The following is a 15,296-nucleotide window of genomic DNA, read 5'->3' as shown; positions in this document are numbered from 1 at the left end:
AAACTCATTAGATGGCGACCGGTGCTTTGATATGTGGATAACATTGATAGTCGATTAATTCGAAATCATCAATCGTAAAATCGAACAAACTTTTGATGTTTGGATTCAGCTTCATTTTCGGCAATGGCAAAGGCTCTCTACTTAACTGTAATTCAGCTTGTTGCAGATGATTAGTATAAAGGTGAGCATCGCCAAAAGTATGGATGAAATCACCTAATTCTAAATCGCACACCTGTGCAACCATCATGGTTAATAAAGCATAACTAGCAATATTAAAAGGAACGCCCAGAAAAATATCACCGCTGCGTTGATAAAGCTGACAGGACAACTTGTTATCAATGACGTAAAACTGAAACATAGTATGGCATGGCGGAAGCGCCTGTTTACCTTGTTTGGCGTTCTCTTTAGGAGATAATTTGCTATCTGGCAATACCGTGGGGTTCCAAGCACTTAACAATAACCGACGAGAATCAGGATTATTTTTTATTTGTTCAAGCAGGTCGCTAAGTTGATCAACTACTTTGCCATCTGTGCCTTGCCAACTGCGCCATTGTTTCCCATATACTGGGCCAAGCTCACCTTCATCCGTGGCCCATTCATCCCAGATGCTAACACCGTTATCCTTTAGATAGGCGATATTGGTTTCACCTTTTATAAACCACAATAATTCGTGGATTATCGAGCGCATATGACATTTTTTTGTGGTGATTAATGGAAAACCTTCGGCCAGATTAAAGCGCATTTGATGGCCGAAGATACTTAATGTGCCAGTACCGGTACGATCTTCTTTTTTGCTGCCATTTTCTAAAACATGGCGCATTAATGATAAATATTGCTGCATTTAAACTTTCTTACCTTTCTTTTGATTAGTGCTTTGAGGTTGGTATATTTTGTTTTGTTTGTAAGCCCAAACAATCATTAATACGCCGGCAATTATCATCGGCAATGACAACATTTGACCACGGCTGAGGAAACCTAAATATAAGTCTAAATGGCCATCCCATTGACGGAAAAACTCCACAAAGAATCTGAAACAACCGTAACCTAATAAGAATATGCCACTAACAGCACCGATTGGGCGCGGCTTTTTAGAATATAACCACAAAATAATAAACAACAAAACCCCTTCAAGCGCAAATTCATAAAGTTGCGAAGGGTGACGAGGTTCACTGCCCGCATTCGGAAAAATGATAGCCCAAGGCACGTCTGTCGTGCGTCCCCAAAGTTCAGAATTAATGAAATTGCCTATGCGCCCAGCGCCCAGGCCGATGGGGACTAGCGGAGCGATAAAATCCCCCACCACTAAAAATGGCACTTTTAAGCGTCGAGCACTGAGCCATAATGCCGTTAAAACGCCAAGTAGTCCGCCATGAAACGACATCCCACCTTCATTAATTTTAAACAGATACAGAGGGTTATCAATAAACAAAGCAAACTGATAAAACATCACGTAGCCAACGCGACCACCAATAATAACCCCTAAAAATCCCCAAAATAACATATCGCTAAGCTGTTCTTTGCTCCAGCCTGTGCGAGCAAGGCGACGATTAGCTAACCACCAAGCTGCAACAAAACCGACCAAATACATCATTCCATACCACTTGGGACTCAGGAAACCCAAATTAAAAATAGCAGGATCAATTTCAGGGAGGGTGTAATAACTTTGCGACATAATTTCAATTATCCTAAAAACATTTGCAGGCTAACTATGACCAAGAATGCCGCAAATATTTGTTTTAAACGTTGTGTATTTAAACGGTGGCTAATTTTAGCCCCCAATTGAGCGGTAAATATTGATGTCATAACAATGCCCAATACCGCAGGTAAATAAATATAACCAAATGAAGCTGATGGTAGATCTTGCACTTCCCAACCAGCCAAGACAAAACTAAAAGAACCAAATATCGCAATGACCATTCCACAAAAAGCTGCACAACCAATGGCTTGTTTAATATCAATTCGAAACCAAACCAAAGCAGGAACCATGATTGCTCCGCCGCCAATGCCCATAAACGCGGAAATAATCCCAGTCACACAACCAATAGTGATTAACATCGGCTTTGAAATTGCGCTTTTGACACTTTTCGGCTTTAAAAAAATCATTTGCAAGGCAATAAATAGGACCATAAAAGCAAAGATTAGTTTTAGACTTTCGGCTGGTATTCGCACCGCTATCTGAGGACCAGCCAAAGCGCCGAGAATGATACCAAGTGCACACCAGATGACAATGTTTGAGTTGATATGACGCAACCTAAAATGGGATAGAGTGGAGGATAACCCCGTTAGAATGATGGTCGATAAGGAAGTCGCTATGGCCATCGGCAATGCATGTAACAAGGGCAAGCCCAACTGTCGTTCAAATACATACATCAATACAGGTACAATAATCAGCCCGCCGCCGATTCCTAGTAAACCGGCTAGAAAACCAACAACCGCTCCAAGCGCTAAATAAACGGCAAAAAGTGTAGGTATCTCAAACAATTAAATACCTGCTCGAACTAAACCGCCTAACCCGATTGACTCAAGATATTGATTAATCTGTTCACGTACTTCCAAAGGGTCGTCGCAAGCAAGAACACTTTGTAATAATATTTTAGATTGTTTTACGGTGACGCTTCTAACAACCCATTTAATCTTCAACAAGTTGTGACTATTCATACTGAATTTATTGTAGCCCATGGCTAACAATAAAATAATACCACCTGGTTCGCCGGCTAATTCGCCGCAAACAGTAATAGGCACATTATGCTCATTGGCCTGCTCTACTATGCTCAACAGCGCTGCCAGTACTGCTGGATGGTAACTGTCGTATAATCCTGAAACACGGGCGTTATTGCGATCTACAGCAAGTAGATACTGAGTCAAATCATTGCTACCAACTGAGAAAAAATCGACTTTTTTAGCCAATTGTGGAATTTGATAAATAACTGCAGGGACTTCCAGCATCACCCCAATTTTAGGCATCTCTAATACAGTACCAGTGTCTAAAATTTCTTCTGATACTTCATGGTAAGCTTGCTTGATTAAGCGTTTAGATTCGTTAACTTCTGAAACGGACGTGACCATTGGTAACATGATTTGCAGGTTACCCAAGCCAATATTTGCGCGCAGCATAGCGCGTATCTGAACCAGAAAAATTTCCGGATGATCAAGGGTCAGTCTAACTCCACGCCAGCCCAAAAATGGATTTTCTTCACTGATCGGGAAATAGGGCAGAGGCTTATCTCCCCCAACATCCAAGGTACGCATAGTAATGGGTTTATCTGGAGCAGATTCGAGCATTTCCCGGTATAAGGTCATCTGCTCTTGTTCAGACGGAAAACGCTCTCGCAACATAAAAGGCACTTCGGTGCGATACAGGCCAACTCCTTCACCATAAGTGAAATTGGTGTTCTCCATCTCCGCCGAAAGACCAGCGTTGATAAACAGAGATACAGGGTAGTTATCCTCAGTAACACAGGGAAGATGAGCTTTCTCCAGAATACGGTCAGAGAGTTCTTGCTCTTCGTTAACCAATATATTGAATTCTTGTCGAACACTTTCTGAGGGCGAAACGATGACTTCACCAGAGTAACCGTCGACCAACAATTTTTTACCATCGAGTAAAGAAAGTGGCGCATCAGATAACCCCATCACCGCAGGTAAACCCATTGCTCGAGCCAAAATAGCGGCGTGAGAGTTGCTAGAACCTCGCACAGATATAATGCCGCATAACTTCATTGTAGAAAATTCAGCAAGCATAGGCGCGGTAACTTCATCAGCAACCAAAATCGCATTTTGATTGACATCCAGTGGTCGCTGATCTGGGCTGTCACCTCCCAATATATTAGCCAATATACGGTTGGAAAGATCTTCAATATCAACAGCTCGCTCTTGCATGTAAGGATCGCTCATGTTGCGAAACTGTTGAATGTAATTTTCAATGATATATTTTAGTGAACTGGCAGCATCCCAGCCGTCTTTAATCCGTGCTTCTACCTCATGACCAAGACTATTGGCGTCTAAAAGGTGACTGTAAATTTGGAAAATAGCCTGAACATCACTGGGGACTTGTCCCTCAATCCGTGAAGATAGCTCCTCGACTTGGCTACGTGTAACATTCACCGCCTCACGATAGCGAGCGATTTCTAGCTCTTTGTTGTCTGATCGTTTGGCAACATGACTGGACAGACTGACTTTAAAGTGAGGTACAAAACCAATCCCCATTCCCAAGCCGGCAGAGCCAGGCACACCGGATATTTTTCGTTGCCATTTATCTCGATTATTGTCGTCCATAAAAGACAGAAAACCACGGGTTTCTGCATGCACGATTTCTAACGCAATTTGCGTAGAAAGGGTAACTAAAAAGGCTTCTTCATCTTCACTGAAACGGCGTTTCTTTTTCTGTTGTAACGTAAGAACACCCAAGACTTTTCGTTGATGTATTATGGGAGTTCCAAGAAACGCGTGATATTTTTCTTCTTTGACTTCGGGATAGTGTTTGAAGCGCGGGTGCGACTGAGCATCAAGAATATTTAACGGCTCTTCACGTTGACCGATTAAACCAATCAAGCCCTCGGAAAAGCCAATTGCCACTTTACCGACAGCCGCAGAATCGAGACCATCAGTTGCCATCAGCATAAAATGTTGTTTTTCGTAGTTAGCAAGGTAAACCGAGCAAGAGTCCACGCCAATAGCTTCTTTAATGCTGCTAGTCAGGTGCTTCAGCGCCTCCTCCAGTACGGGGATTTTACTGACTTCCTGAACTATCCGTTTTAAGCTAGTTATCATGGGCCTTTTAAAACTATCTCCGTCGCCTTCGGTTGCGTTGAGGCTGCGTGTTTTTGCTGTAAATAGGCATCGCAAAAGACACAAACTCTTTCATTACTCGTCGATACACATCTCGTTTAAATGAAACAACGTTTCTTACTGGATACCAAAAACTAACCCAACGCCAATCATCAAATTCAGGATGCCCTGAACTTAACACATCGACATCTGATTCTTTGCACTCTAATTGCAACAAAAACCATTTCTGTTTTTGCCCGATGCAAACTGGATTAGTACCTTGCCTAATCAGCCTCTTGGGTAATTTATATCTAACCCAATTTTTGGTAACTCCGAGTATTTTTACGTTTTCTGGTTTTAGTCCAACTTCCTCATTTAACTCTCGATACATAGCCTGTTCAGCAGTTTCACCTTGATCTATTCCGCCTTGTGGAAACTGCCATGAATGTTGTCCATAGCGTTTTGCCCAAAATACTTGCCCCATTCTATTGCAAATCACTATACCGACATTCGCGCGGAATCCTTCGGCATCAATCACTTTGACTCCCGGGGGGATTGATTTCTTTAATATTTTGCCATTCTTCCATAAACTAAGGGTCAAGCAAAGAAATATCATCGCCAACTATGTTAAGTGGTAATAAATAATATTGAGGTAAGGTTCATCTTGATCACACCAGCTACCGCCCCACCAGACACAATCGAAGAACTCGTTTCTCGCGCTCAAGCACTAGCGGGCCTGACTTTAGGAGAGTTAGCTAAGTACGCGAATGTTCAAGTACCAGCCAATTTCAAACGTGATAAAGGTTGGACTGGACAGTTATTAGAACTATTTTTGGGGGCACACGCTGGTTCCAATCCTGAGCAAGATTTTCCGGATTTAGGGGTAGAGTTAAAAACCTTACCCATAGATTCAATGGGAATGCCCCTAGAAACTACCTATGTTTGTTTTGCGCATTTGCTAAATGTTTCCGGTATTACTTGGGAAACCAGCAACGTAAGAAATAAGCTTAATTGTGTTTTATGGGTGCCTGTCGAAGGCAGTCGAGAGTTAATGCCCGCAGAACGAAGAGTAGCCTCCCCAGTTCTTTGGCAACCAAGCCTCGCTCAATTAGACTTGCTTAAGCAAGATTGGGAAGAATTAATGGATATGATTGTATTAGGTGAGGTGGAAAACATCACTGCAAAACATGGACAGGCATTACAAATTCGCCCCAAAGCTGCAGATGGAAAAGCGCTAACAGAAGCAGTAGGCGCCCAAGGAACAATAATAAGAACCCGGCCAAGAGGCTTTTATTTGCGTAAACAGTTCACCCACCAAATATTAATAAACGCGTTTTCAGACATAGACTGAAAAAGCGATAACGATATTTTGATTCCCTCAAAAAAGTGTCCGTTTTTTTACACAAACAGTGAAAATAACTGACAATTCAAAAAATTAATAACCGGTTTGTATATCAGCAGTCTGTTTCTCCAGTATCAGTTCCGCAAGTACATTCGCTTTTTCGGCGATGAATCCGTTTCAGTGTTTAGTCTTAAAATAAGAGCCATACTATTCCAAGACCAGTCACTCATTTAGCTGCCAGTTTCTCCAAACTAAGGCTGCATGGTCTGCATACTTAGTTTGTGCTACAACAACTGAAATAGTTGTTTAGGATGTCATTAGCAACAATGCCTGCCTTAATAACCGCTTATTTACCAATTGGAGAATGAACTTAGCCAGCTTGAATCCCTGTCGCTTAACTGACTAAGTCGCAATCCAGTCTCCTTGCCAATCTTTATAAACCGGGGTATATCCGTTGTTTTTTATAGTCTCGGCAACTTCCCTTACCGAGCGTTCATCGCTGATATCAAACTGTTCTAATTGATCCGCTGGTTTCCCATAACCACCGGGCGCAGTAGAACTACCGGCACTCATATGGGTAATGCCCAGTGGCATGAGATTATTTCGAAATTGCTTTGTTTCACGGGTGGATAAGCTGATTTCTAAAGTTTCACTGAATAATCTAAATGCACAGACTAATTGAACTAGTCCTGTGTCGGATATTGGCATTTTAGCCTCAATTCCCCCCGTACAAGGTCGTAACCGTGGCAATGAAATACTATATTTACTGCGCCAATAGCGGTTTTCTAGATAAGCTAGATGATGCCCCATTAGTAGTGCGTCGACACGCCAGTCGTCTAAGCCTAACAACACCCCTAAGCCAATTTTATCCACATTCCCCTGAGCGACTCTATCCGGACTGTCTAAACGGTACAAAAAATCCGACTTTTTGCCTCGAGTATGATGTTTTGCGTAGGTAACGGGGTGATAGGTTTCTTGGTACAGCAAGACTCCATCTAATCCTAGGCCAACTAGTTGTTTGTATTGCTCGGTTTGCAAAGGTTGCACTTCTATTGAGACATGGCTGAATTGACTTTTACATTGAGGTAATACCTGCGCGAAATAGTCTATGCCTACTTTACTTTCATGCTCTCCTGTAACCAACAATAGAGAATCGAAACCGCGATCTTTAAGAATATTGATTTCTTGCGCTATCTCTTGGGTAGATAACACTTTTCGTTTGATTTTATTGCTTAGGGTAAAACCACAGTAATCGCATTCATTTGCACACAAGTTAGACAGATACATGGGCGCAAACAGCTGAATATTATGACCAAAGCGTTGTAAGGTAATTGCTTTGGCTTGCTGCGCCATTTGTTCCAGATAGGGAGTGGCTGCTGGCGACAATAACACCATTAAAGCATGAAGATTTCCCCTTGGATGTTGCAATGCTCGCTCAACATCTCTGGTGGTGGCGCTATGTAACGCCAGTTGTAAGGCGGTTAAATCTAATTGTTTATATATATCAACAAAGCTCATTTAAAAACCCCGTTAATGGACTGGTGTGGCTGGCTTGGTTCGAAACCCGTGCTAACCCCGCATGATAAGTTTTGCGTCCAGTGATAACGGCGTGACGAAAACACTGGGCGATAGTGACAGGTTGTTGGCTTGAAGCAATCGCGGTATTAACTAATACGGCATCGGCGCCCATTTCCATTGCCGCAGTGGCATCTGAAGGACTACCTAGGCCTGCATCGATGACTACAGGTACTTTAGCTTGTTCAATAATGATCTGTAAGAATGCTTTGGTCAGTAAACCTTGATTACTACCAATGGGACTTGCTAGTGGCATTACAGCTGCACAACCAACTTCCTCTAGACGCCGACACAACACGGGGTCTGCGTGTACGTAAGGCATCACAACAAACCCCTGTTTCACCAAGGTTTCTGCGGCTTTTAAGGTTTCTATGGGATCGGGCATTAAATATTTGGGATCTGGGTGAATTTCCAATTTTATCCAGTGGGTGTGTAAGACCTCACGGGCAAGTTGAGCGGCAAAAATAGCTTCTTGTGCATTTCTGGCCCCTGATGTATTGGGTAATAACTTCACTCCCATCTTTGTTAAGGGTTCTATTAGATTGTCGGTGCCATGTTTTAAATCAATACGTTTCATCGCCAGAGTGACTAACTCTGTTCCTGATGCGTGCAATGCATCTAACATCACCTGACTACTGGAAAATTTTCCGGTGCCACTAAATAAACGCGAAGAAAAACGCTGTCCTGCTATTGTTAACATTCCTCAGCCTCCCGCCACAGCGCTAAATATTTCAATGTGATCATTTTCATGACAGATAGTTATCTGCCACTGGCTTTGCGGCACCAAATGTTGATTGTGAACTGCCGCAATGTTGTCTAATTTAGCAGCAAGTGATGGCATACCAAGCTCTAAAACCTGTTGTAAATTACTATTTTTTTCGACCTGTAAAGGGCGTTCATTTAGATAAAGGTTGATCATAAGGTTACCTCGCATTGAGTGGTTTGAAGCGGCGGGGAAAGTTGATTTTGTGGGCGCTTAGGCCAATGTCCACAGGTTTTACAATGTGGATCTCGGTGACGAATTAGCTGACGCCAGCTTAGTTGTAAGCCATCAAAAATGTGCATATATTTAAGCTCTGTATCAAGCTTTAACATATGTTTGATAGTCGCCAGCGCCTGCATACTGGCCATGATGCCAACACTAGGACCAAGTACCCCTAAATTAGCACAGCCTTGGGTGCTTGAATTGCTGGTGAAAAAGCAGTTGTAACAGCCTCTTTGAGGGGCGACTTGGCCATCAATCACCAATAGTTGACCGGAAAAAACTGCTACTGATGCGCTAATCAACGGGATAAAGTGAGCTGCACACCAAGCATTAATTAATTGCCGCGTGGGCATGTTGTCTGAACAATCAAGTATGCTTAACTGACCAGTTTGGTGGGCTTGTTGCAGGTCAACATTGTTATGCAATAAATGCTGAGCAAAGGTTTGGGTAAACTTTTGACAGTAATAACGTACTTGTGTATCACGATTCATTGCGGTGATTTTTTCAGCCGCACAAATGACTTTATGTGTGCCAATGGAGCTCGCATCAAACAGAATTTGTCTAGGCAGGTTCGACAATTCAACCACATCGTCATCAATGAGGTAAAGATGCCTGATTCCCGCAGCACTTAATTGCTGGCTGACATGACAGCCTAGTCCCCCCATACCCACCACGATAACATGTTGATTGAGCAAATTCTGCTGACCATGCTCGCCAACTTGAGACAATAATATTTGTCGGTAATATTGAATAAACTGATTGTCGCTCAAGGTATCAGTCGTATCTTTGTTTGTGCTGACGTTTATGTTTTTGTTTGTCATCACATTGCCTGCCATATTTGTTGTAGTTTTTGCCAGCTTTTTCCTGGCTCACTTGCTTTTTCGATGGCACGCACAACGGCGACGTCGGCCACTTGAGTTTGTTTTAATGCACAAAGGTTAGTGTGATCTATGCCACCAATGGCGACAAGGGGCATGCGATCACCCATCAAGGTGCAATACTTTTCAAGTTTATTCAGTCCTTGAGGTTGAGAAGGCATTGATTTGGTTGGCGTGCTAAAGATATGGCCGATGGCCAAATAACTGGGCGACATTTGTTGCGCCAGCAACAATTCAAAATATCCATGGGAGGACAATCCCAATGCTAAACCGGCCTCTGCGATTTGCGACAAGTCTGCTTGCAATAAATCTTCTTGGCCCAAATGCACGCCAAATGCCCCATGTTTAATCGCCAATTGCCAATGGTCATTAATAAATACCTGCGCTTGATATTGCCGACCTAACGCAACTGCCGCTTGTATGGCCTGTTCAAGTTGCTGTTCAGAGTAAACAACACTAGATGAGTTTTTCAAACGTAATTGCACGGTCCGTGCCCCGCCTTTTAATACGTCTTTGAGTATATTTATGGACTGGGTCACTGGATAGACCTGCAAGGGCTGCTGGACGTTGGCAAAACTAAGCTCATTGGCTTGGTTTATGTTTGGATATTTAGGCACAATGATCTTGGCAAAGTGCTCCAGATTTTGCGGCCAGCCTTTACGCGCTAAAACTCCCGGTCCTTTGCCTACCGGGTATGCATAGGTTAGTCCTTGATGCACATATGCTTTGGCAACCACAATCGCATCTAATAATGGATAGCCAACGGCCATGGCCGTGGCTATGGCGCTGGATAAGGTACAGCCGGTGCCGTGATTATGTTGGGTTACGACACGAGGGCTACTAAAGCCAATTCGCTGATGTTGGTGCTCAGGTGAGGTAAATGGAATCGCTTTAGCCGCTAACCAATCAATTGCACTGCCGTGATCTAAAGCGCTACTGTACAAAGCACTTTCTTTTGTTGCACTGATTGCTAAAGCGGCGTTATGTGACTCACTATTTCGAACGTCTCCACCGGTGTACAGTATGTTACAGCCAAGAAAGTTGGCGAGATTGTCGAGATTTGTTAGTTCCTCCTGTTGAGCGTGATTAGGTAACTGGCTTAGTTCCAGTAATACGCCTAACTCATATCGATTAGGGGTTATCAGAGTAACGTATTTTGCCAGTTGCAAATAAGCGGAGTACGAACTTGGTTGCTTATACCTTGATAAAGTTTGACCGCTAGTAGATACCATCACAGGATCCCAAATCACTGGAATTTGCAAATTATTGGTTTGTTCATAGGATGCCAACTTGCTGGCAAGCCATTCACTGATACATCGAATTTGCTCAGCGTTGGCTAACATACCAATCTTAATTGCCGCCGGAGGAATATCTTCCAATAAGCAATCCAGTTGCTTTATGAGCATGGCTGTTTGGGTAGCGGTGATCCCTTGAACGTGTTGTGAGTTTTGAGCGGTGATGGCACTCACAACTGTGCATGCATGCCCTCCCAAGTCGTTAATGGTTAGACTATCAGCCTGAATGCCAGCGCCACCGCCACTATCTGAGCCAGCAATAGACCAAACAATGGGGCGAGTAGTAGACTGCAACTTATTCGAGTCGATGTTCGTGCTTACATTGCTCGTGCTTACATAAACACCCATGATTTATTCAGACTCCCGAACGGTTTGTTCATTGATGGGGGTATAGACCTGAGCACCTTGGGCTTTAAATTCTTTCGATTTTTGAAGCATTGCAGATGCTATTTCCTGCGGACTCAATCCAGCTTTGCTCAATTGCAAACGTGAGGCATCTTGCTCTATCTGAACTTGTTGTTTGGCGGCATATTCGCGCACGTCTTGAGTAATTTTCATGGAGCAGAATTTAGGCCCGCACATGGAACAAAAATGTGCCACCTTGGCAGACTCTTGGGGTAAGCTTTCGTCGTGATAACGTCTTGCAGTATCGGGATCTAAACCAAGGTTGTATTGGTCTTCCCAACGGAATTCGAAACGAGCTTTCGATAGCGCATTGTCGCGGATCTGTGCGCCTAAGTGGCCCTTGGCCACATCAGCCGCATGAGCAGCAATTTTATAGGCAATCAAACCCTGTTTAACATCTTCCTTATTGGGTAACCCTAAATGCTCTTTAGGAGTGACATAACACAACATGGCCACCCCATACCAACCTATCATCGCTGCGCCAATGCCAGAGGTAAAGTGATCGTAGCCTGGAGCTATGTCGGTTGTTTGCGGGCCAAGGGTATAAAAAGGCGCTTCGCTACAAATTTGCAATTGTTTGTCCATGTTCTGTTTGATCAATTGCATTGGAATGTGGCCTGGGCCTTCAACTATGGTTTGCACGTCATATTGCCAAGCTATTTTGACTAACTCTCCTAAGGTTTCTAACTCGGAAAATTGTGCTTCATCGTTAGCATCGGCGATACACCCAGGGCGCATACCATCGCCTAATGACAGAGAGACATCATAGGCGGCGCATATTTCGCAGATTTCCTGAAAATGCTCATATAAAAAGCTTTCTTGGTGATGGAATAAACACCATTTCGCCATAATCGAACCGCCCCGTGACACTATGCCCGTCAAGCGCTTCGCGGTCATTGGTACGTAACGCAGCAATACCCCAGCGTGGATAGTAAAGTAGTCTACTCCTTGCTCAGCCTGTTCTATCAATGTGTCACGGAAGACTTCCCATGTGAGGTCTTCGGCCACGCCATTTACTTTTTCCAGCGCTTGGTAAATAGGAACTGTGCCAATAGGGACAGGGGAATTACGAATAATCCATTCACGGGTTTCGTGGATATAGCGTCCCGTGGATAAGTCCATTACTGTGTCAGCTCCCCAGCGTGTTGACCAAACTAATTTTTCAACTTCTTCTTCGATGGAAGAAGTAACCGCAGAGTTTCCAATATTGGCATTCACTTTAACTAAAAAATTACGTCCAATGATCATAGGTTCGGATTCAGGATGGTTAATATTGGCTGGGATAATGGCACGTCCTCGTGCTACTTCTTGGCGCACAAATTCTGCGGTGATAGGTTGTCCCACTAGAGCACCGAAGGCATTACCTTGGGCTTTTTGACGCAAAACAGGGTCTGTTACATCTTCTCTGGCCATATTTTCACGGATTGCAATATATTCCATTTCTGGAGTAATGATTCCCGCTTTGGCATAGTGCATTTGAGTTACACGTTTGCCAGATTTGGCTTTTAATGGTTTCACTGAGCGGTTGAACCTCAAGTGCTCGAAACCATCGTCGGCGATGCGCTCTTGACTGAACTCAGAGCTGACTTGCTTTAACTGTTCAACGTCTTGCCGTTGCAGGATCCAGTCGCGACGCAGTTTGTTTAAACCTTGGTGTAAATTGATTTGAGCCTTAGGATCCGAATAGGGCCCTGTGCAGTCATACACCAGAATATCCGGATTTTGTTGGGTGATAGGGGCCTCTTTACTACCACCTAAAATCGTATCTGTTTGTGTTATTGCGCGCATACCCACACGAATATCGTGTTGCTTGCCTGATAAATATATTTTGTTCGAATTGGGGTAGGAAAAAGGTGTAAAGTTATCTATAAATTGTTTCGCATTAGCGCGAGTTTGACGACGATTTGACATTAGCAATCTCTCATATTGTTAAAAAATGAAGTTGCTTGTCTGGAGAGGTTTGGTGTTGAAAAGCGCCAATTATCTTAATAAGGGCAGATTGCGTCTAACAACCTAGAATAGCCCCCCAATTGGCAAAATAAGCGGTAAGATTAAGCCGCAATAAAAGCGCCTTAATGGTTACAGCGTTACGCTTGTTTCCTTCGCGGGTACTAGCCCGATCAGGTTCAACGGATCCCGAATAAACGGTCTCAGCCCACACAACTTAGTCAACTAAATCGTGCTAGCACTCCGACAAGAGTGCAGTAATATAAACACATTCATTTGATTTAACAAGTAGAACCAGCGAGTAATAAACTTCCCTTCCAAAAACAACGGCGAAGTTAGGGTTACGCTGTGTGAGCCGTCCTAAATACTGTTGACACTTTTCGAATTGGTTTGGGACAGTGCAATGAAATTCCCGTTAAGACTACTCGAGGTGACTATTTCCGCGGTTTTAAATTGGCGGTTGTCGACCAAATGGGAAAGGCGAATTATTACTCTACAAACCACAAAATCTCGAGCAAGCAAAGGTTATGCTGGCTGAACTTGTTGAGACATAGCATAGTCGACGACGACACTTGGCCGTTAAATACAAAACGCCCGATGAAATTCACCGGGCGTTTCAAATGAAATAAGAATCAACCTATTTCAGGACTAGTCACTTAATTATACAATTATTGAGGCGTTCTCAATACCATCAAACGTAGCTCTGTCATGTCTTCAATAGCAAAGCGAATACCTTCACGACCTAATCCAGACTCTTTAACACCACCATATGGCATGTTGTCTACTCGCCAGCTTGGAACATCACCAATTACGACACCACCAACATCTAACACATCCCATGCTTTATGCGCTTTATAGATATCTCGCGTGAAAACACCCGCTTGCAGGCCAAATTGGCTATTGTTAATTTCTTCTAGAGCATCGTCATAATCACTAAAAGGAGCGATAATTGACACTGGGCCAAAGGCTTCATCAGCGCTAATGCTGGCATCGCTTGGTACGTTTTCTAAGACAGTTGCCTGCAGCATAGCTCCGTCACGTTTGCCACCACATAATACACTAGCACCTTTAGATTTGGCTTCGGCAATCCAATCATCAAGACGAGTTGCTTCAGATTCTGAAATCATAGGGCCGATAAATGTATCTTCACTTAGCGGATCGCCATGCACCAAATTCGCGACTTTTTCGACGTAACGCTTTTTAAAATCAGCATAAATAGATTCATGCACTAATACTCGCTGCACACTAATACAACTTTGACCAGACTGGTAATAAGCTCCAAATACAATGCGTTCAATGGCATCATCTAAATCAGTATCATGATCAACAATACAACCAGCGTTACCACCTAGTTCAAGTATTACCGGCTTCTTGCCTGCGCGAGCTTTAAGATCCCAACCCACATCAGGAGAACCGGTGAAACTAAGTAACTTAAATCTGTCATCGGTTGTAAACAGATCAGCTCCGTCACGACTACAAGGCAAGATTGAAAACGCACCTTCTGGCAAATCAGTTTCAGCCAAGATTTCGCCAATAATCAATGCACCTAATGGCGTGCGACTTGCTGGTTTCAACACAAAAGCACAACCAACAGCCAATGCAGGAGCAACTTTGTGAGCCGCTAAATTCAACGGAAAGTTAAACGGGGAAATAAATGAACATGGACCAATCGGAACTTTTTTATACATCCCCTGATAGCCTTTGGCGCGAGGGGTAATTTCCAAATTCATCACTTCGCCACTGATTCTGACGGATTCTTCGGCCGCAATACGGAAAGTATCAATTAAGCGCGTCACTTCGCCTCGAGCATCTTTAATTGGCTTACCGGCTTCAATACACAAAGCATATGCCAGCTCTTCAAAGCGCTCTTCAAAACGTTTTATACAGTGATTTAATATCGCTTGACGCTCGTATGGCTTCATTGCCGTTAACGCAGCTTGGCTTTTATCTGCAGCTTCAATTGCTTGGTCAATCACATCAGCTTTGGCCATTGCCACTGTAGTAGCAGCTTCGCCTGTGTACTTGTTAGTTACAACTAAATCTTGATTGGCATAAACGGCTTTATTCGCTAAATAATAAGGATAAGCTTTTTGTAACATGGT

Annotated in this window: 13 protein-coding genes, 1 pseudogene and 1 riboswitch; of the genes and pseudogenes, 2 read left to right on the top strand and 12 right to left on the bottom strand. The window is 43.4% G+C overall.

The features are described 5' to 3' along the window. Positions 1–7 precede the first annotated feature (7 nt). Genes Q4567_RS11490 through rppH form a run of 5 tightly spaced genes read right to left on the bottom strand, consistent with a single transcriptional unit; the run spans position 8 to position 5,305 of the window. A complete protein-coding gene (locus Q4567_RS11490) occupies positions 8–841 on the bottom strand; it encodes a thymidylate synthase (protein ID WP_216049028.1) in 834 nt (277 codons plus the stop codon). Beyond that, positions 842–1,672: a prolipoprotein diacylglyceryl transferase gene (lgt, locus tag Q4567_RS11485; RefSeq protein WP_216049029.1), complete on the bottom strand. Its 831-nt coding sequence runs from the start codon at positions 1,670–1,672 to the stop codon at positions 842–844. Between the two features lie 8 nt (positions 1,673–1,680). Continuing rightward, a complete protein-coding gene (locus Q4567_RS11480; protein WP_216049030.1) occupies positions 1,681–2,481 on the bottom strand; it encodes a sulfite exporter TauE/SafE family protein in 801 nt (266 codons plus the stop codon). Next, a complete protein-coding gene (gene ptsP, locus Q4567_RS11475; RefSeq protein ID WP_216049031.1) occupies positions 2,482–4,770 on the bottom strand; it encodes a phosphoenolpyruvate--protein phosphotransferase in 2,289 nt (762 codons plus the stop codon). 13 nt (positions 4,771–4,783) lie between these two features. Then, complete coding sequence (gene rppH / locus Q4567_RS11470) at positions 4,784–5,305, bottom strand: RNA pyrophosphohydrolase (protein WP_216049032.1); 522 nt, start codon at positions 5,303–5,305, stop codon at positions 4,784–4,786. 129 nt (positions 5,306–5,434) lie between these two features. Here rppH and mutH point away from each other — a divergent pair, with 129 nt between their 5' ends. Then, on the top strand, positions 5,435–6,118 hold the full coding sequence (gene mutH / locus Q4567_RS11465) for a DNA mismatch repair endonuclease MutH (RefSeq protein WP_303500498.1): 684 nt from the start codon (positions 5,435–5,437) through the stop codon (positions 6,116–6,118). A gap of 393 nt (positions 6,119–6,511) precedes the next feature. Here the strand turns inward: mutH and thiH are convergent, their stop codons facing one another. The 6 genes from thiH to thiC are packed head-to-tail and all read right to left on the bottom strand — an operon-like array spanning position 6,512 to position 13,158. After that, positions 6,512–7,627 (bottom strand): 2-iminoacetate synthase ThiH, encoded by a 1,116-nt coding sequence (gene thiH / locus Q4567_RS11460; protein WP_303500479.1) that lies wholly within the window; start codon positions 7,625–7,627, stop codon positions 6,512–6,514. Next, positions 7,614–8,384, bottom strand: coding sequence for a thiazole synthase (locus tag Q4567_RS11455; RefSeq protein WP_303500477.1), 771 nt, complete (start codon positions 8,382–8,384; stop codon positions 7,614–7,616). Before Q4567_RS11455 ends, thiH begins: the two co-directional genes overlap by 14 nt. A 3-nt stretch (positions 8,385–8,387) precedes the next feature. After that, the gene (gene thiS / locus Q4567_RS11450) at positions 8,388–8,603 is read right to left on the bottom strand and encodes a sulfur carrier protein ThiS (protein ID WP_216049035.1); all 216 of its coding nucleotides are present in this window, start codon (positions 8,601–8,603) and stop codon (positions 8,388–8,390) included. Further along, positions 8,600–9,490 (bottom strand): HesA/MoeB/ThiF family protein, encoded by an 891-nt coding sequence (locus Q4567_RS11445; protein ID WP_303500476.1) that lies wholly within the window; start codon positions 9,488–9,490, stop codon positions 8,600–8,602. Before Q4567_RS11445 ends, thiS begins: the two co-directional genes overlap by 4 nt. After that, a complete protein-coding gene (gene thiE / locus Q4567_RS11440) occupies positions 9,490–11,190 on the bottom strand; it encodes a thiamine phosphate synthase (protein ID WP_303500474.1) in 1,701 nt (566 codons plus the stop codon). The genes Q4567_RS11445 and thiE overlap by 1 nt, the downstream gene beginning before the upstream one ends. 3 nt (positions 11,191–11,193) lie before the next feature. After that, positions 11,194–13,158, bottom strand: coding sequence for a phosphomethylpyrimidine synthase ThiC (gene thiC / locus Q4567_RS11435; RefSeq protein WP_216049038.1), 1,965 nt, complete (start codon positions 13,156–13,158; stop codon positions 11,194–11,196). A 169-nt stretch (positions 13,159–13,327) separates the two neighbouring features. Beyond that, a riboswitch (TPP riboswitch) is annotated at positions 13,328–13,450 on the bottom strand. A 214-nt stretch (positions 13,451–13,664) separates the two neighbouring features. Between thiC and Q4567_RS11430 the strand changes: the two are divergent. Then, positions 13,665–13,823, top strand: a pseudogene (locus Q4567_RS11430) (IS3 family transposase); the annotation flags it as partial. A gap of 39 nt (positions 13,824–13,862) precedes the next feature. On the opposite strand, the gene Q4567_RS11425 reads toward Q4567_RS11430, so the two are convergent. Then, positions 13,863–15,293, bottom strand: coding sequence for an aldehyde dehydrogenase family protein (locus tag Q4567_RS11425; RefSeq protein WP_216049039.1), 1,431 nt, complete (start codon positions 15,291–15,293; stop codon positions 13,863–13,865). Positions 15,294–15,296: the final 3 nt, after the last annotated feature.

The organism is Aliiglaciecola sp. 2_MG-2023, assembly GCF_030548145.1.
In the GTDB taxonomy this organism is placed as follows: Bacteria; Pseudomonadota; Gammaproteobacteria; order Enterobacterales; family Alteromonadaceae; genus Aliiglaciecola; species Aliiglaciecola lipolytica_A.
Note: the sequence above shows the minus strand (reverse complement) of the source record. Positions and strands in the feature narration are given on the sequence as shown.